The following is a 19,169-nucleotide window of genomic DNA, read 5'->3' on the forward strand; positions in this document are numbered from 1 at the left end:
CTTGACATGCTTATTTTCTACAGGCTATAGTGTAGCCATGGCAGAAATGGTTAAGTATGCCATTTCTGCCCTCATTCAATTATCATAGAAAGTATTTACAGAGATTTTTTCACAGACCCTTTTGTACAATGGTTACTTTATTTTTATCTGCTAAGCTGAAGACACCTTTTGGTGTTACGACTATTATTGTAACACTTATAATTGCACCTATGTTTATATCTATTCCCCAAAGTAATGTTATGTTATATAATCTCTTTAATTTAATGCCTTCTAATATGATGGAAGTATGGCGTGTCACATCGCCTATATTATATGAGATTTTTAACATTTCAGTGCAGCCATATATTCTAATGCCAGTATTTGCAGTCATAGCTACTAGTGCTCTTATACCTTTTACTTATTATGGATTTAAAAAACATCAAATAGGATAGTAAAATTTTAGGGACAGTTAACCACACTGCCCCTCTTTTTTATACCTAAGCTTCTGCCATATTTTTGTAGCATTTACAGTCTTAATTTTAATAACCTTTTTACGCTTATTTTCCATAAAAAAATACACCATCCTCATCTAAAAAAATTAGAATCACACAGTGTAAATTTCACTTCAAACCATTGCAAATATTATATCTCTCTAAATAAACCAATAACTTTGCCAATGACTTTAACATCTAAACAAAAGATAGGGTCCATGGTATCATTTTCAGGCTGGAGTCTTACCCTGTTCTTCTCTCTAAAGAAGCGTTTAACAGTCACCTCATCACCTAGTAAAGCAACAACAATATCTCCATTATCTGCATGCTCTTGCTGACGTACAATAATGTAATCTTTGTTTAGAATCCCTGCCTTAATCATACTTTCCCCCTTCACACGTAGCATATAAACATCGCCACCTCTTGCAAGATGATTAGGAAGAGGGTAGTATTCTTCAATATGTTCAGTTGCTAAAATAGGTGCACCGGCTGTAACAGTCCCAATAACAGGAACAGGTGTTACATGATCAGTAAGCCAATTTTTAGTTTCATCAATAACCTCAATAGCACGTGGTTTAGTTGGATCACGTTTAATATAGCCTTTATCTTCAAGTTTACTGAGATGACTATGCACAGTAGAAGTGGATTTAAGTCCTACTGCAAGGCAAATTTCACGTACAGAAGGTGGATACCCCCTATCTGTACTTACTTCTTTAATAAAACTTAGTATTTCTTGTTGTTTCGTACTTAACTCACTCATCCTTATTCCCTCAGTTCACATCAGTTTTATCTATTATAGCATATCTCATATAGCATATCAAACGTTTGTTCGCTATTAAAGTTCTAAAAAATTTATCATGACAATAAGATAATGTAAGCTTTGTTTAGAAGTCATTTAAGATTTTAAGAAGCTGATCGATGAGTTCTTCTTCTGATATTCTATGCTCCTGTGTAATCCACCATCTAATAGTCTGCATTAAGGCACCAGTAAAAAAATGTGCTAGAATTTCTGGATGGGCAATAAGTAACGCACCATTTCGTTCATCTTCTTTGAATTTTAGTTTTAGATCTAATGAAATTTGCTCCGATAAGATATCTAATAATGAAGATGTCATATTACTTTGCAAAATTGATTGAATAAGTTTTTCATTCTCTGAGATAAATGAAATGGTTCTACGAAGAAGATTGAGGTAAAATGCTTTAGATCTTTCATCACCAAATGTAATAGTATTTTCTTTATAAAATTGTTGTTGTGTCTCTCTAATAACAAAGATAAAAAACTCATATTTATCGGCAAAATGCTTATAAAAAGTTGCTCGCCTAACCATGGCTAGATTACAGAGTTCATTAACTGTAATATCTTCAAAGCGTTTTTTTTCAAGTAATTGTAAAAAAGTAGTTGTTAAAGCTTTATACGTTTTTAATATTCTTAAATCTATTTTCTTTTCCATGTGTAACTCCTTTAGGAGACACTTCATGATTAAATGTCAATTAAGTGTCTAAACTCATCTATTTGAGCCTTTTTATTTTAATGAAAATTAGTATAATAAGAAAATATACATGTGTCAATTATTTTTCACATGTATCAGTATTATAATATCAAGGAAGGAGTTTTTAGATGAGTGAAACAAAACCAACTGTAATGGAGCAGATTGCAGCGTTTATTGTTGACAAACGTAATCTGCTCTTTCTCATGTATATTTTAGCCATTGTATTTTGCTTCTTTTCTATGAGATGGGTTGATGTTGAAAATGATATTACAGCTTACTTATCTGAGGATACAGAAACCCGTCAAGGCTTAACAGTAATGGATAAGGAATTTGTTACATTTGGAACAGCGAATATTATGATCTCCAATATATCCTATGAACATGCACAAGTAATCGCAGATGAATTAAAAGAAATTCAGGGTGTAACTAAGGTTGAATTTGATCATACAATAGACCATTACAAAGATGCCTCTGCGTTATTATCTCTTACCTTTGAGGGGGAGGAAGATGATCCTATCAGTATGACTGCTATGAATGAGGTAAGAGATAGGGTGTCATCTTATGATACTTCTATCTCTACATCTATAGGCGTAAATTTGGCAGATCAACTTGCCCGTGAAATGCAAATCATCATTGTAATCGCTGCTTTTATTATTATCGTAGTTTTACTTTTTACATCTAAAACCTATGGAGAGATTCCGGTTCTTATTATTACTTTTATTGTAGCTGCAGTCCTGAATATGGGGACTAACTTCCTTTTAGGAAAGATATCCTTTATTTCAAATTCTGTAGCCGTAGTCCTTCAGCTAGCTTTAGCCATTGACTATGCTATTATATTATGTCATAGGTTTAGTGAGGAACATGAACAGCTTCCTACTAGGGAAGCCTGTATCATTGCATTAAGTAAAGCAATCCCAGAGATTTCTTCAAGTAGTTTGACTACTATATCAGGGCTTGGTGCTCTTATATTTATGCATTTTAAAATAGGTGAAGATTTAGCTTTTGTATTAATTAAATCAATTCTCCTAAGCTTACTATCAGTATTTACCTTGATGCCTGGCTTACTCATGCTTTTTAGTAAAATCATCGATAAGACATCACACAAAAACTTTGTGCCTTCCATTAATATAGTAGGGAAATTCGTGGTAAAAACTAGGTATATTATTCCGCCTATTTTTCTGGTTATATTGGTTTTAGCCTTTATTTTTGCTAACAAATGCCCCTATGTTTATGGAACAACAGATCTTCGTGCGGCCCGCAGAAATGATACGCAAATTGCAGCGGATAGAATTAAAGAATCCTTTGGAACAGATAACCTGGTTGCACTCATTGTGCCTTCAGGAGACTATGAAGCTGAAGGTAAATTACTCAATAAGCTAGAGAGTTATGCACAAGTAAAGTCTACTTTAGGGCTTGCAAATACTGAAGCCATAGATGGGTATATGCTTACAGCCTCTTTGACACCAAGACAATTTGCTGAACTCATTGATTTAGACTATGAGGCAGCAAAACTTCTTTATTCAGCTTATGCTGTACATGATGAAGCATTTGGCAAAGTAGTAAACGGTTTAAGTGAATATGGTGTCCCTTTAATTGATATGTTCATGTTTCTATATGACCAAGTGGATAAAGGCTATATCACTTTAGAAGATGAGCTGATGGATACTTTAGAAGATCTTAATAATCAGCTTACAGATGCAAAACTTCAGTTAATGAGCGAGCAATATAGCCGTATGCTTATTTATCTGAATTTGCCTGAGGAAAGTGATGAGACCTTCGCCTTCTTAGAGACTATTCATGATGAGGCAGCTCAGTATTATGAAGAGGCAGTGTATATAGTAGGTAATTCAACGAGTAACTACGATTTATCCTCAACTTTTGGTATGGATAATATCATTATTAGTATATTATCGGCCTTATTTGTTATCGGTATTTTAATGTTTACATTTAAATCAGCTGGATTACCTGTGTTGCTTATTCTTGTTATTCAGGCAAGTATATGGATGAATTTTTCATTTCCTTATCTTCAAAATACAAGCTTATTCTTTTTAGGGTATTTAGTTGTATCCTCCATCCAGATGGGGGCTAATATTGACTATGCTATTGTCATTACAAGTAGATATATGGTACTAAAAAAGTCTATGCCTATAAAAGAAGCTATTATTGAAGCTTTAAACCAGAGTTTCCCTACTATCATTACATCTGGAGCTATTTTAGCATCGGCAGGTATTCTCATTGGGCAGATTACAACAGATGGGACTATTGCTTCTATTGGTGTATGCCTTGGACGAGGTACTATTATTTCGATGGTTTTAGTTATGTTTGTTTTACCTCAAATACTAGTTCTTGGTGATAGTATTATTAAGCGAACAGCATTTGCTGAGAGAAAGCAAGCCCCCTTACAAAAAGCAAGTGGTAAACTTTATGTGAGTGGAAGAGTAAAAGGATATGTTTCTGGTATAGTAGATGCAGATATAAGTGGGGTTATTACTGGAGAAGTACATGCCATGGTCGATTCAAAGGAAATAAGGCAAGAAGAACCAGCAAATGACGGGAAGGAGTTTGAGTGCTATGAGAAAAATTAAAAAATATACTGCATTCTTTCTAATGATGATAATAGGTCTTTCCTTCATCTACCCTTTTGTTCAACTAAGAGCGGAAGATAATAGCATCTATATTTCAAACGCAAAAGATCTTATAGACCTTTCAAAAAAATGTACTTTAGATAGCTGGTCTTACAACAAACAGATTATTTTAGCAAGTGATATTGATTTAACTGGTATCAGTTTTAAGCCCATCCCCATTTTTTCAGGTACTTTCGATGGTGGTGGCTATACTATACGTGGGCTTGATTTAAAAGAAAATGGTTCACATCAAGGGTTGTTTCGTTATGTACAAGAAGGCGCCATCATTCAAAATTTAAATGTGGAAGGCAGTGTCACCCCAGGAGGCTCTAAGACTTATATAGGTAGTATGGTAGGCAAAAATAAAGGGCTTGTAAAAAATTGTACTTTCACAGGGGTAATAAATGGTGCTAAGTATATAGGAGGACTAGTAGGTGTTAATGAACCTTCTGGTAAATTAATTGACTGTAAGGTATCTGGTATAGTTTATGGCGAGCATCAAATAGGTGGTATAGCTGGAGAGAACATGGGTACTATTCTACGTTGTACCAATAATGCTAGTGTCAATACACAGGCTATCAATCAGGATATAAATGTAGAAAAGATTGTGCATGAGGGTATAAACCCTATGAAAGAAGCTAATGATCTAACTTCAGACGTTAGTGATATAGGTGGCATAGTTGGTGTAAATATGGGTATTGTCCAAAATTGCATAAACAGCGGCATAATAGGATATGAACATATTGGATATAATGTGGGTGGTATAGCAGGACGCCAATCTGGTTATATCAACGAGTGTCATAACGAAGGGTCTGTCTATGGACGTAAAGAAGTAGGGGGGATTGTGGGACAGATGGAACCCTATACAGTTCTTACCTTTTCTCAATCAAAATTAGATGAACTTAGCAAGGAACTTGATGTGCTACAAAATATGGTGCATAAGGCAACGGCAAATAGTCATGATGGTTCAGATTTAATCTCTAGTCAGCTTACAACCATACAAAACCATGTAGATACGGCTCGTAATCATACACAATCCCTTTTAGATCAAACAGAAGAGATGATTAATCAAAACGTAGATACTGTCAATGAAGTAAGTACCACTGTGTCCGAGGCATTAGATCGATTAATACCTGTAGCCAATTCTTTAACGGATATGTCTCGTTACATAGAAGAATCTATCCAGCCTATTCAAAACGCACTCCAGTATATGCTAAAAGTTACAGATAGTACTGATGAGGGTATAGATGAGTTAGAGAATATCACGGAATATATGCATTCAGCTATAGGATCTGCAGACCATGCATTAGTCTCTTTTAATGATGGCTTAAATCTCATTAATACGTCTATGGAATATTTAGTAAGTGGTGATCTAAAAGGTGTCATACATTCTATCCAAAAAGCAATTGATGCATTAGATCGAAGTAGAAATGAATTACATAGTTCACTTAGGGATTTAGAGTATGCAACTTCTCATTTATCAGAAGTTTTTGATGTGCTAGATGATGCAAATCATTATATAGATAAATCCATAAATGCTATGAGTAAATCTATGGACAGTATGGAAAATGCGGCTGATTCTTTAACCAATACATTTACAGAATTAAGCTCATTAGTAGAATACCTAGCTGATCAGCCTGAGGTGAGTTTTGTAACAAGTGACAGTAACTACCAAGAGACAAAAAATAATCTTTGTGACGCACTTGGAGAGACTTCAAATGCTTTATCTGAGCTCAATAATATGTTTAATAAGCAAAGTCATATTCTTCTCAATGATATACAGGCTATTACTGATCAGCTTTTTGTAGTATTTGATACTATGCTAGATATAACCAATGAGGTTACTTCATTTGATATAAAATCAGAGGAGTATAAAGAAGATATATCAAATGCTGATACTCAAGAACAAACAGAAGGCAAGGTCGCAAACTGTTTGAATAATGGCATTGTATCAGGAGATATTAATGTAGGTGGTATTACGGGAGCCATAGCTATTGAACGAAGCTTTGATCCAGAAGATGATATAGAAGTAAAAGGGAATAAGTCCCTTAACTTTATCTTTCAAACACGTGCAGTTATTAGAGAATGTCACAATAAAGGAGAAATTAAAGCAAAAAAAGATGGTGTTGGTGGAATTGTTGGAACTATGAAGCTTGGCTATGTAGTTGATTCTATAGCTGAAGGAAAAATTATCAGTGATGGTGGTAACTATATTGGTGGTATAGCCGGCCAATCTTATTCATTAATTCGCTCTAGTTATGCAAAATGTGTTTTAGAAGGTGGAGAATATATAGGTGGAATTGCTGGCAAAGGTAGGGATATGTTGAATTGCCGTGCCTTTGTACGTATTAATAGCGCTGATGAATATTTTGGCTCTATTGCAGGTGATATCGAAAGTGATGGACAGATACAAGGAAACTTTTTTGTAAGCGATACCCTTGGTGGGATTGATGGAATTAGTTATGCAGGTAAATCCGAACCATTGGCATATGAAGACTTTATCCAATTAGAAGGTATGCCTTCTATCTTCTCAGAGTTTACATTAAACTTTTTAGTCGATAACAAGGTAGTGGAAAAGGTGCCTTTTACTTATGGAGATAGCCTAGATGCTAAGAAGCTGCCTCAAGTACCTCCAAAAGAAGGCTACTTAGGTACTTGGGAAGCCTTTGATTCTACACATCTTACCTTTGATCAGGATGTAGAAGCAATCTATACTTCTTTACGCTCTACCTTAGAAAGTAAAGAGCGAAGAAATGATGCCATGCCTATTATGTTAGTAGATGGCCTCTTTACTCCAACAGATGTGTTAACTCTAACAAAAAGTAATCATCTTGCCCCACTCTTACAAAAGAATCAAATGCAACTAGAACAGTGGTCCATCACTATACCTGATGATGGGAATAAGACTCATACTTTACGTTACCTTGTTCCAGAGGATACAAAAAATGTCCAAATCTACTTACTAAAAGATGAGAAATGGGTCCAAGTAGATACTAAACAAGATGGGAAATATATTCTTTTTGATATAGATTATAACCATTGCGTACTTAGTGTCATTAATAATCCTCCAACAGCACTAGCCAGTCTCTTTATAATACCTATCGTGCTTATACTTCTATTGATTATTTTTATTAAGTCAATACATTCAAAAAGAACAGATTCTATTACATAGTCTATTTCCTAAAATCATAAAAAAGCTCACAATTACTTGTGAGCTTTTTTATTCTATATCTCTAAGCTTGACAATAGATGCTGCCATTCTTCTTCTAGCATCATCCATTTGAGCATAGTGTTTTTTCGTCGTATTAACATCTTTGTGTCCTAGAACGTCAGCAACGAGATAAATATCGCCTGTTTCTTGATAAAGCTGAGTCCCATATGTAGAACGTAGTTTATGAGGTGTAATGGTCTTAAGCTGGGTCACAAGACTGCTATATTTTTTTACAAGAATTTGAACACTACGTACACTCAATCGTTTATTTTGTAAAGAAAGAAAGAGCGGGGTATCACCATCTTTACATACCTTTTCTTTACGCTCCTGCATGTAGTCACGAAGCGCACCTTCAACTTCCTGACCAAAGTAAATAATTGTTTCGTTTCCACCTTTTCTAGTAATACGAATTCCATTATAGTTAAAATCCACATCTTCCATATTAAGACCTACACATTCAGATACACGAATACCCGTTCCTAGCAATAAAGAAATAAGGGCTAGGTCTCTTTTTTTAGTATAGACATGATAACGCTGTTGCTTTTCTGTCAGCTCAGTGCCTTCTTCCACAATATCAAGAAGTCTTGCTACTTCATCTACCTCCAGTTTCACAATAGGCTTTTCATTAATTTTAGGCATATCTACTAAGGCGGTAGGATTAAAAGTAATGAGTTGTTGCTTATAGAAGTAGTGGTAGAAGGTTTTAAGGGCTGCTAACTTTCTAGCTTTCCCCTTCTGTCCATTTTGATGGCTAATTGTTTCATCTTCATCGTCTTTTTTCTCATAATAAGAAAGGTATTCTAAGTATTTTTCAATATCTCTAGGTGAAAGAGCCTCTAGCTGTTTAAGCGTAATCTCCTTAAAGGATTCCAATCTACTAAAAGATTCATTTTCCTTATGCAGGTAGTCAAAAAATACTCTTAAATCATAGGCATAGGCTAAACGGGTATTCATACTCGTTGTATGTTCAAGCCCTCTGAAAAAGTCAAAAGTATAAGGAGGCAGTTCACTAATGACTTCACGTAATACTTTAGTTAAATGAATTTGTCGTTGTTCACTATAGCTTGACATATTATCAGCTCCTTGCTTTCCATCCGTCAATTTCGCTACGTTCTATAGCACCAAATAAGTGGCTTGATAAAGATGGAATTTCTTTTTCTAACTTATAAATAAGCTGCTTTGTTGTCTCACGTCTTGTTACACCATCTGCAGGACAAGGGCTTTTCACAACTGGAAGGCCTTCTTTTTTTGCAAAATATTTAATATCTTTTTCAGGCACATAAATAAGGGGCCTAATAATAGTAAGTTCTGCGCGCTCTAAATAAGTAACAGGACTCATGGTATGAATGCGCCCTTCATAGAATAGGGACATAAGGAGTGTTTCATTAATATCATCTTGGTTATGTCCAAGCGCAATTTTATTACAGCCAAGCTCTTTAGCTTTATCATTTAAGGCTCCCTTACGCATTTTAGAACATAATGAGCAAGGATTAGATTCCTTACGCTCATCAAATACAATTTTTCCAATTTCTGTTTCATATACCGTATAACGTACCCCTAGTTTTTCACAAAAAGCAATAACACCTGAAAGATCAAAGTTATCGAAGCCTAACGAAACTGTAATAGCTTCGAGCTCAAATTTCTTAGGATAGAAGTATTGTAAATGTCTTAAGGCAAGAAGAAGTGCTAGGCTATCCTTACCTGCTGAAATACCTACCGCGATACGGTCACCTTCTTCAATCATATGATAATCTTGTATCGCACGTCTGGCGTAGCTAAGCAAATGTTGAATTTTCATTTATAAGTCCTCCATAGTTTAGGGTAATCCCTTATTCTAGCTCATTTTATTATAAAGGTATTACCTTTGAGATAAAAGCAAAACTCAAAAATCCGAACATTTATTTTTGAGCACAAATTATATTGACGGGTATTTTTGATACTTATCCGAACTATGGACAAAAATGTATTATTTATTTTTTGTTAAAGTTCGATAAAATTTTATAATAAGGTTATATCTTGATTTTTCTTCAAGTATACTCTTAGTATAAAGAATGTCTATTAAACTTTCTACTTTTAGGGCATAAAGTAGAAAGTTTAATAAAATACGAAATTTAGATGACAACGTGGATGCTTTCTGATAAGATAGTCCTTAAAAAATAAAAGATGGTAAAGGAGACAGCCTATGAAACATTATTTAGATGTATGTCGTAAACTAGAAAAAGCAGACCAAGTATTAAAAAACGGACGTATCATCAACGTCTTTACAAAAGAGATCATAGAAGGCGACCTAGCCATTTGTAATGATAAAATTATTGGTATTGGACATTATGAAGGGAAAGAAGAAATAGACCTTGAAGGAAAATATGTGGTGCCAGGCTTTATCGATAGTCATCTTCATATTGAATCAAGCATGATTTCACCTTCAGAGTTTGCTCATGCTGTATTACCTTTTGGTACAACAACTCTTATTGCGGATCCTCATGAAATTGCCAATGTAAGTGGCCTTGATGGTATCGACTATATGCTTAAGGAAAGTGAGCAGGCACCCCTTTCTATCTACTATATGCTTCCATCTTGTGTACCTGCTACACCAATGGAAAGTAGCGGTGCTATTTTAGATGCTGCTAAAATGGAGAATTACATTAACCATCCACGTATATTGGGTGTGGGTGAGATGATGAACTATCCTGGGGTGCTTTTTGGAGATGAATCTGTTTTAGCTAAAATTAAAGTAGCTGGAGATAAAATTGTAGATGGCCATGCCCCTCATGTTAAGGGAGATGACCTTGTAGCTTATGCTTTCTCAGGTATCCATACAGATCATGAATGTAGTGAGATTGAAGAGGTTATAGAACGTCTTAGACTCGGTATGGTTGTTCAAATTAGAAAAGGTACAGCTGCTAACAATTTAAATGATATTGTCAGTGAGCTTGTCAAAACTCATTTACCACTTACAAACTGTGTATTCTGTACAGATGATAAACACTTAGAACATATCTTTGAAGATGGCCATATTAATAGCAATATCCGTGAAAGTATTAGCTTAGGAATTGACCCAATTGAAGCCATCTGTATGGCTACCTTATATCCTGCACGTGTTTATAGCTTACGTCATAAAGGTGCCTTAGCGCCAGGGTATGACGCAGACCTTGTTATCCTAGATAATCTTGAAACAGTAGCAGTAAACCGTGTTATGACTAAGGGAAAATGGTATGAGCAAGAACCATCTACTACTGCAAAACGTTACGACGCCTATACAACAGTTCAAAACACAGTACATTGTGACCCAATTTCTGAAGAAGATTTAATCATTCTATTGTCACAATCTAAAGCACACGTCATTGGGCTTATTGACGGACAGATTATTACTAAGAAACTTGTAGAAGAAGTGCCAGTGGAAAACGGTTACTTTAAAGCCAATGAAACTTATTCTAAAATTGCTGTAATTGAGCGTCATCACAATACAGGGAATAAAGCTGTTGCCATTCTTAAAAACTTCTCTATTAAAAATGGTGCTATTGCACAAACTATTGCACATGACTCTCATAACATCGTATGTGTGGGGGATAATGATGCAGATATGGTACTGGCAGTCAATACTTTAATTGAAAAACAAGGTGGAATCGTCCTTGTATCAGAAGGAAAAGTGCTTGATCATCTGAACTTACCAATTGCAGGTCTAATTAGTACATTAAGTGCCAAACAAGTTACTCATAAACTTAAAGAAATGCTAGATGCCGCTAAGGCTTTAGGCATCAATCCACATGCTGACCCATTCCTGACTTTAGCCTTCTTAGCATTACCTGTTATTCCAGAAATTAAAATTACAGATAAAGGACTCTTTGATGTAGGTGCTTTTAAGCATATTCCAGTTGAATTTATTTCTGAATAATCCTATTTCTAATAAAATTCATCAACAAATAGGTATAAATACACACTTACCATTTACACTAAAGGTAAGTGTTTTTATTTTTCTTTTTAAAGGAGGGCATTATGAAAAAATCCTATTTTTCTAATCCTTATTTACAAATTCTATTAGGTACCATTTTAATTGCCTTGAGCATTAACTGGTTTTTTGCACCTAACGGACTGGTAACTGGCGGTATTGCCGGAATTGGTATCATCTTGCAAACTGTGTCTACTGAATTCTTAGGTTTTACAATTCCTGTATGGGTTACTAATATTGTTTTGAACATCCCTTTATTTGCTATAAGTATTAAACAAAGAGGCTTTAACTTTGCCAAAAGGTCTGCGTTAGCTGTTACTGGTGTATCTGTGATGTTAAGTATTGTAGAGCATATTCCTAATCCTTTCTGGGTAGGTGATGACCTTTTGGTGTGCTGTATCTTTGGCGGTGCACTTTCTGGACTTGGAATAGGTACAGTGCTACGTAATTTAGCCAGTACAGGTGGTACAGATATGCTCGCCTCCATTATCCGCTTTAATCATCCACGCTTTCCTATTGCCAAGCTCATGCTAGGTATTGATGGTCTTATTCTTTTAACAGGTCTTTTTGTTTTTGGCGCTAATAAAGCTATGTATGCCATTGTTGCTGTATTCGTCAGTACCCGTGTTGTAAACAATGTACTAGCAGGTCTCCATTATGCTAAAGCTGTTTTTATTATGTCTTCTTATAATGAACAAATTTCTAAAGCCATTATTGAAAAGCTCCCTCGTGGTGTAACAGGACTGAGTGCTCGTGGTATGTATACTAAAGAATCTAAAGAAATGCTTTTTGCTGTTGTATCTCAGAAAGAAATTACTAAACTGCGTACCCTTATTCAAGAAATTGATGAAAAAGCCTTTGTGGTTATTGCTGATGTAAGAGAAGTACTTGGCCAAGGCTTTATTGAAGATTATAGTGCTATTATGTAGCTTTTTAAGTTAAATCCTTTGCACAGTGAGAACAATTCTGTTACTATTGTGTAAAGGATTTATACAATTTAAAAATAGGAGAGATCTTTATGCATACAAATGCCATTCGTAAACTTAAACCCCTAGCTCAGACTAGATTTTTAAACCTCTATGATGCTGAATATGAAAATAAAAAGGGTATGACTAAACACTGGATGATTGCTTCACGTAAAGACTATGATACTTTAAGTGCGCAATACTTCCATAAAGGTGAAGAAAAGACAGATGCCGTTGTCATTGCAGCTCTACATAAGGAAAGTGAGAAACTGGTTTTGATTAAACAATTCCGCTTACCACTTAACGATTATATTTATGAATTACCAGCTGGTCTTATTGACCCTAATGAAACACCAGAAACAACACTTGGTCGTGAACTTAAAGAAGAAACAGGCCTTGAGCTTGTATCTCTTGTAAAGGCTCAAGATAAACTCTATCTTTCTGCTGGTATGACAGATGAGTCTGTATGCCTCATGTACTGCATTTGTACAGGAGAAGTATCTATAGATTATCTAGAGGCTGATGAGGATATTGATCCTTTCCTTGTATCGAGAGAAGATGCCGAGAAGCTTTTACAAAGTGGTGAAAAACTAGATATTAAGACTTATCTACTTTTACAAAGTTTTGTAAAGCTAGGTAGTGCTTTATTTACAGAATAAAACTTGACAAATAGATAAATACTTTATATACTAAACGAAATATTTCAAATTCTATGACGAGGAGAGTATCTTAATAAATGTATTCCCAGCGAGTAGGAACAGAGTGGAAGTCCTACACTACACATTAAGAGAAGAGGACCTTATCAGAAGCCTATCTGAACCTATTAAATAAGTAGGATATGCCGTTAACTGCGTTAAAGTTATGAGTGGGTCTTAAAATAAGACCAATTTGAGTGGTACCACGGAATGAATCCGTCTCTTATTTCATATAAGAGGCGGTTTTTTTATACCCTAAAATCCCAATAGGAGGTTAATAAATTATGAAAACATTATTATCTATGCTTACAGAACTTGTAGGCAATACTTTTACATCGTGTGGCTATAACCATACGTATGGTCAGGTAACCCTATCTAATAGACCTGACCTTTGCCAATTTCAGTGTAATGGGGCTTTAGCTGCTGCGAAAGCTTATAAGAAAAGCCCTATACTTATTGCAAAAGAAGTAGTAGAACATTTACAAAATCAATCTTACTTTGAAACAATCCAGTATATTGCTCCAGGCTTTATCAATATAACACTGCAGGATGATTATTTAGTAAGCTACTTAAATAATGTAGCTCTTAGCCCGCAATTTGGATGCACCCCTATAGAAAACCAAGAAACGGTTATTATTGATTACGGCGGTGCTAATATTGCTAAACCTCTTCATATAGGACATCTTAGAACAGCTATTATTGGTGAAAGTCTTAAACGTATGTATCGTTTTTTAGGCTATAACGTATTAGGAGATGTCCATTTAGGTGACTGGGGACTTCAGATTGGACTTATTATTGCAGAAGTAAAAAAGCGTCACCCAGAACTTCCTTATTTTGATGCATCGTATAAAGCGGATTATCCTAATGAGGCTCCTTTTACAATTTCAGAATTAGAAGAAATTTATCCTGTGGCAAGTAGCTATGCGAAAGAACATCCTGAATTTATGTCTGAGGCAAAAAATATCACTTTTTTATTCCAACAGAACCATCCTGGCTACAAAGCTTTATGGCAGCAAATCTTAAAGGTTTCTATAGATGACCTGAAGAAAAACTACACAGCTTTAAACGTACACTTTGATTTATGGAAAAAGGAAAGTGATGCTCAGCCTTATATTCCTAAAATGATTGAAAATCTTAAAGAACTTGGGCTAGCCTATGAAAATGATGGCGCTGTAGTTGTAGATATTAAGGAAGATGCCGATACACGTGAAATGCCACCTTGTATTTTAGTGAAATCTGATGGTGCAACTTTATATAGTACAACCGATTTAGCGACTTTGATCGAGAGAAAACAGCTCTTTAACCCAAATGAAGTTATCTATATTGTGGATAAAAGACAATCCTTACATTTTGAACAAGTCTTCCGTACAGCTCGAAAAGCTGAACTTATTCCCCCTACAACAAAACTTACCTTCCTAGGTTTTGGTACAATGAATGGTACAGATGGTAAACCTTTTAAGACAAGAAATGGTGGAGTAATGAGATTAGAGCAACTAATTGAAGAAGTTCATACAAAAGTTTATGCCAAGGTTGCTCAGAATAAAGCTATCTCAAAAGAAGAAGCCCTTATAATCTCTAAACAAATTGGTCTTGCTGCCTTAAAATATGGAGATTTATCCAATCAAATTTCAAAAGACTATGTCTTTGATTTAGAACGTTTCACTTCATTTGAAGGTAATACAGGACCTTACCTTCTTTATACTGCAGTACGTATGAGTGCTCTATTAGAAAAAGCCTCTCTAGTAGATGTCCGAAGTAAGATAGATGCTCCAAGTAGTGAAATGGAACGTGCACTGATGCTTAAACTTGCTTTATTTAATGAACTCGTTCCTGAAAGTATTATGCAATATAGCCCACATAAACTTTGTCAGTATCTTTATGAGCTTTGTAACTTATTTAATCGTTTCTACCATGAACATAAAATACTTACAGAATCCAACATTTCCAAACAACAATCTTGGCTTAAACTTACTGCACTTTGTAAGGAAATGCTTGTAACAGGCTTAGACCTTCTTGGTATAGAAGTTCCTCATAAAATGTAATAAATGTACCTATTAAAATTTCAATGCTATTTTATATAGGTATTAAAGATATAGTATTTGTTTTATTTAAAATAATAAAGTAGAACATGGTGCCTGTAAAGTCATTACTAACTTAGATGAATGAAAATTCTAAATATTTACACCAGTACCTTATAGCAAATAAACAATGATTGCTTAGGAGGATAATAAAATGTATCGTAACATTGAAGCTTTATTTATTGACAGAGATGGAACCATAGGTGGAGATGCTTCTGTAACCTATCCAGGAGCATTTAAACTCTATCCTTTTGCCAAAGAGGCACTTGAACTTGCTAAGAGATATAATATACCTCTTTTTGCCTTCTCTAATCAACCAGGCATTTCAAAAGGAGAATGTACACTGCAGGCTTTTGAAGACGAACTATTAAGCTTTGGATTTAGAGAAGTATATATCTGTCCACATAGCCATACTGAAAATTGTTCTTGCCACAAGCCTAGTCCAGAAATGTTATTAACAGCCTCTCAGACCTATCAATTGAATAGAAAAAATTGCGTCGTAATAGGAGATAGATGGAGCGATATGTTAGCAGCCTCTCAAGCTGGTATGCAGGCTATTTTGGTTAAAACAGGGGCAGGAGAAGAAGCTTTAGGAAAATATCGTCATAAATGGATTGACTTTGAACCTATGTATACTGCTAAAAACCTATTAGACGCAATGAATTGGTTATTAAATAAATAACATAAGAACCCACCTATAAAATCATGTATCTAATTCTCGCACTATTTGGGCAGCTATAGACTACTCATTAATAATTCACCCTTCAACTCATAATATTAAATGAAATATACGAACTGATTAGTGTGTAAATTTACCAAAAACTATTATTCATGATATTATTGACAATATTTAATATTAAATGTACAATTAATAAAAATATAAGACAAAGCATTGACGAGGAGGAGTACATACTCATTGGATTAGCAGAGAGAAGATGGATGGTGAAAATCTTCATGAAGAGAGTATGGAAGTAGCCTTTGAGCTGTGAAATGAAAAGGGATTCCCCAGAGTAGACTTCACCGGAAATTTCCACCGTTAAAAGGAAAGCAGTATCGGATTTATAACTACACATCCCGCACTGTTCGAGAGCAGATGATTTTCATCTGAATTTAGGTGGTACCACGGACATAAAGAGTTCGCCCTAAGCATATTTGACATATGCTTAGGGCGTTTTTTGTTTTATATTTTATAATCTAAAGGAGGATGAAATGATGCAAAAACATTATGATGCAGCAAGCATTGAAAAAGAAATGCAACAACTTTGGGAGGAGAATGATATTTATAGCTATAGATATGATAACCAGAAACAAACTTATTCTATTGATACGCCACCTCCAACAGTAAGTGGACAATTGCACATAGGACATATTTTCTCTTATACTCAGGCAGAAATAATTGCTAGATTTAAAAGAATGCACGGATATAACATATTCTATCCTTTTGGTTTTGATGACAATGGTTTACCTACAGAAAGACTAGTAGAAAAAGAATACCATTTATTAGCCAGAAACTTATCTAGAGAAGAAATGACCACAAAATGTACTGAAGTAGCTCAAAAATATGAACATGAATTTACATCTTTGTGGAAATCGATGGGTTTTTCAGTTGATTGGAATTTACAGTATGAAACAATCAATCCTACAACAACACGTATTTCTCAGCGTCTATTCTTGGATCTCGTAAAGAAGGGAAAAGCCTATACCAAAGAAGCCCCAGTACTATGGTGTACTGAGTGTCAAACATCTATTGCTCAAGCTGAATTAGAAACAGTAGAAAAGGACACAAGTTTTAACTATATACCATTTGAAGTAGACAATGAACAACTAATAGTAGCAACCACTAGACCTGAGCTACTGTATGGCGTAGTAGCTTTATTTATCAATAGTCAAGATTCACGTTATAAAAAGTATATTGGAAAGAAAGCTATTACACCTTTATACAAACATGAAATTCCTATCTTAGGAGATGATAACGTTGAATTAGATAAGGGTACCGGAATTGTTATGTGTGCTACTTTTGGAGATATAACAGATACAAAATGGTATGATAAATATCAGCTGCCTTACAAAAAAGTTATTTTGCCTAATGGAACAATCGATAATGAAATTCCTTTTATTGGAGGATTAAGAGTAGAAAAGGCAAGAGAAATTATCATTGAGGAGCTAGTTAAACAAAACCTATTAATCAAACAAGAAACAATGACACATTTAGTAGCTTCACATGAGCGTTGTGGAAAATCTGTAGAAATTATTCCTTCTAAACAATGGTACATTGATATATTAACTGATAAGGATCGTTATCTACAAGCTGCTGATGAAATTAATTGGCATCCAATCTCAATGAAAAACCGTTATATTTCATGGGTTCAGAACCTAAAATGGGATTGGTGTATTTCGAGACAACGCTATTTTGGAGTACCTATTCCAATCTGGTACTGTAAGAAATGTGGAGCCGTTATTCTTCCACAAGAAAAAGACTTACCTATTAATCCTTTAGGAGAGACCCCTAAAACTATCTGTAAGTGTGGTGGAACTACCTTTATCCCTGAAACTGCTGTAATGGATACTTGGGCCACTTCATCTATAACACCACAAATTAATCGCAAATGGCACGAGCATGACGAAAGATTAGAGTTAGAAATCCCAATGAGCCTTAGAACACAAGCTCATGAAATTATAAGAACTTGGGCATTTTATACTATTGTTAGAAGCTTATATCATACGGGTAAACTACCTTGGAAGGACATCATGATTTCAGGATTTGTTCTTGCAAAAAAAGGAGAGAAGATAAGTAAATCCAAAAATAATGGTAAACTTTCTCCCAAAATATTAATTACAGAACATTCCGCTGATGCTTTGAGATATTGGGCCGCTAATACAAAACTTGGGGCTGATACATTTTTTTCTGAATCAGAGTTAATGCCCTCAAAGAGATTTATGAATAAACTATGGAATGCAAGTAAATTTAGTTTTATGCATTTACAGGATTTTGATAAAAACCTATTACTTTGTAAAAATAAACCTCATTTACTTCCAGCAGATAAATGGATATTAGAGCAAATAAATCAAACAATGCTAACATGCACTAAATTGTTAGACCAATATGAAATAGGTCTAGCAAGACACGAAATAGATGACTTGTTTTGGAAAGATTTTTGTGATGATTATTTAGAGATTGTAAAAGATAGATTATATAAACCCCATATTCATGGTGAAAAAGAAAGATGTGCTGCACAATACACTATTTATTATGCATTGCTTAATATTCTTAAGTTATATGCCATCTATATTCCTCATCAAACAGAGTATATTTATCAAAGCTTTTTCAGAGTATATGAGAAATGTATTTCTATACATCTGATGGAGTGGAAAATTAACGAGGAAATAAATAATAGTATTCTAGGGTTTGGAATTGAATTGAAAAGGGTATTAGGAGAAATACGGAAATATAAATCAGAGAATAATTTATCTATGAAGACTGAACTAAAAGAATTTATAATAATAACGGATGCAATATATATTGATTACTTTATAAGAGAATCAAAAGATATTAAAGCTTGTGGCACAATAGGAGATCTTATAATTAATACGCGATAGACTTAGGCACTAATAAAATATAAAACATAGTTAATAGATCCACTTGGAGATTAACCGTGTTTTATATTCTATACATGATAGAAGAGAGGAAGT

Annotated in this window: 13 protein-coding genes and 2 other annotated features; of the genes, 8 read left to right on the forward strand and 5 right to left on the reverse strand. The window is 34.6% G+C overall.

Features of this window, described 5'->3' with window-relative positions:
• Window positions 1-109: 109 nt before the first annotated feature.
• The 3 genes from H8718_RS16655 to H8718_RS16665 form a co-directional block, all read right to left on the reverse strand.
• Window positions 110-370, reverse strand: coding sequence for a hypothetical protein (locus H8718_RS16655; RefSeq protein WP_249333937.1), 261 nt, complete (start codon window positions 368-370; stop codon window positions 110-112).
• Between the two features lie 251 nt (window positions 371-621).
• On the reverse strand, window positions 622-1,236 hold the full coding sequence (gene lexA / locus H8718_RS16660; protein ID WP_249333956.1) for a transcriptional repressor LexA: 615 nt from the start codon (window positions 1,234-1,236) through the stop codon (window positions 622-624).
• Window positions 1,237-1,354: 118 nt separating this feature from the next.
• A complete protein-coding gene (locus H8718_RS16665) occupies window positions 1,355-1,921 on the reverse strand; it encodes a TetR/AcrR family transcriptional regulator (RefSeq protein ID WP_177669959.1) in 567 nt (188 codons plus the stop codon).
• Between the two features lie 167 nt (window positions 1,922-2,088).
• On the opposite strand from H8718_RS16665, the gene H8718_RS16670 reads away from it, so the two are divergent.
• A complete protein-coding gene (locus tag H8718_RS16670) occupies window positions 2,089-4,545 on the forward strand; it encodes an efflux RND transporter permease subunit (protein ID WP_249333938.1) in 2,457 nt (818 codons plus the stop codon).
• A complete protein-coding gene (locus H8718_RS16675; RefSeq protein ID WP_249333939.1) occupies window positions 4,532-7,756 on the forward strand; it encodes a hypothetical protein in 3,225 nt (1,074 codons plus the stop codon). The genes H8718_RS16670 and H8718_RS16675 overlap by 14 nt, the downstream gene beginning before the upstream one ends.
• A 48-nt stretch (window positions 7,757-7,804) precedes the next feature.
• Here H8718_RS16675 and H8718_RS16680 read toward each other — a convergent pair whose 3' ends face one another.
• Window positions 7,805-8,866: a tyrosine-type recombinase/integrase gene (locus tag H8718_RS16680; protein WP_177669954.1), complete on the reverse strand. Its 1,062-nt coding sequence runs from the start codon at window positions 8,864-8,866 to the stop codon at window positions 7,805-7,807.
• A 4-nt stretch (window positions 8,867-8,870) separates the two neighbouring features.
• Window positions 8,871-9,593, reverse strand: coding sequence for a tRNA 2-thiocytidine biosynthesis TtcA family protein (locus tag H8718_RS16685; protein ID WP_177669952.1), 723 nt, complete (start codon window positions 9,591-9,593; stop codon window positions 8,871-8,873).
• Between the two features lie 384 nt (window positions 9,594-9,977).
• Between H8718_RS16685 and ade the strand changes: the two genes are divergently transcribed.
• From ade to H8718_RS16715, 6 genes are all read left to right on the forward strand, one after another.
• A complete protein-coding gene (gene ade, locus H8718_RS16690; RefSeq protein ID WP_249333940.1) occupies window positions 9,978-11,687 on the forward strand; it encodes an adenine deaminase in 1,710 nt (569 codons plus the stop codon).
• Window positions 11,688-11,788: 101 nt separating this feature from the next.
• Complete coding sequence (locus tag H8718_RS16695; protein WP_249333941.1) at window positions 11,789-12,670, forward strand: YitT family protein; 882 nt, start codon at window positions 11,789-11,791, stop codon at window positions 12,668-12,670.
• A gap of 89 nt (window positions 12,671-12,759) precedes the next feature.
• Window positions 12,760-13,365, forward strand: a complete 606-nt coding sequence (locus tag H8718_RS16700) for an NUDIX hydrolase (protein WP_249333942.1) — start codon at window positions 12,760-12,762, stop codon at window positions 13,363-13,365.
• A gap of 44 nt (window positions 13,366-13,409) precedes the next feature.
• Window positions 13,410-13,628 (forward strand) — a binding site (T-box leader).
• Between the two features lie 57 nt (window positions 13,629-13,685).
• Window positions 13,686-15,443, forward strand: coding sequence for an arginine--tRNA ligase (gene argS, locus H8718_RS16705; protein WP_249333943.1), 1,758 nt, complete (start codon window positions 13,686-13,688; stop codon window positions 15,441-15,443).
• Window positions 15,444-15,633: 190 nt separating this feature from the next.
• The gene (locus H8718_RS16710) at window positions 15,634-16,161 is read left to right on the forward strand and encodes an HAD-IIIA family hydrolase (RefSeq protein WP_249333945.1); all 528 of its coding nucleotides are present in this window, start codon (window positions 15,634-15,636) and stop codon (window positions 16,159-16,161) included.
• Window positions 16,162-16,362: 201 nt separating this feature from the next.
• Window positions 16,363-16,627: a binding site (T-box leader), on the forward strand.
• A 64-nt stretch (window positions 16,628-16,691) separates the two neighbouring features.
• Window positions 16,692-19,076 (forward strand): valine--tRNA ligase, encoded by a 2,385-nt coding sequence (locus H8718_RS16715; RefSeq protein WP_249333947.1) that lies wholly within the window; start codon window positions 16,692-16,694, stop codon window positions 19,074-19,076.
• Window positions 19,077-19,169: the final 93 nt, after the last annotated feature.

It is taken from the genome of Zhenhengia yiwuensis, from assembly GCF_014384995.1.
Taxonomy (GTDB): Bacteria; Bacillota; Clostridia; order Lachnospirales; family Cellulosilyticaceae; genus Zhenhengia; species Zhenhengia yiwuensis.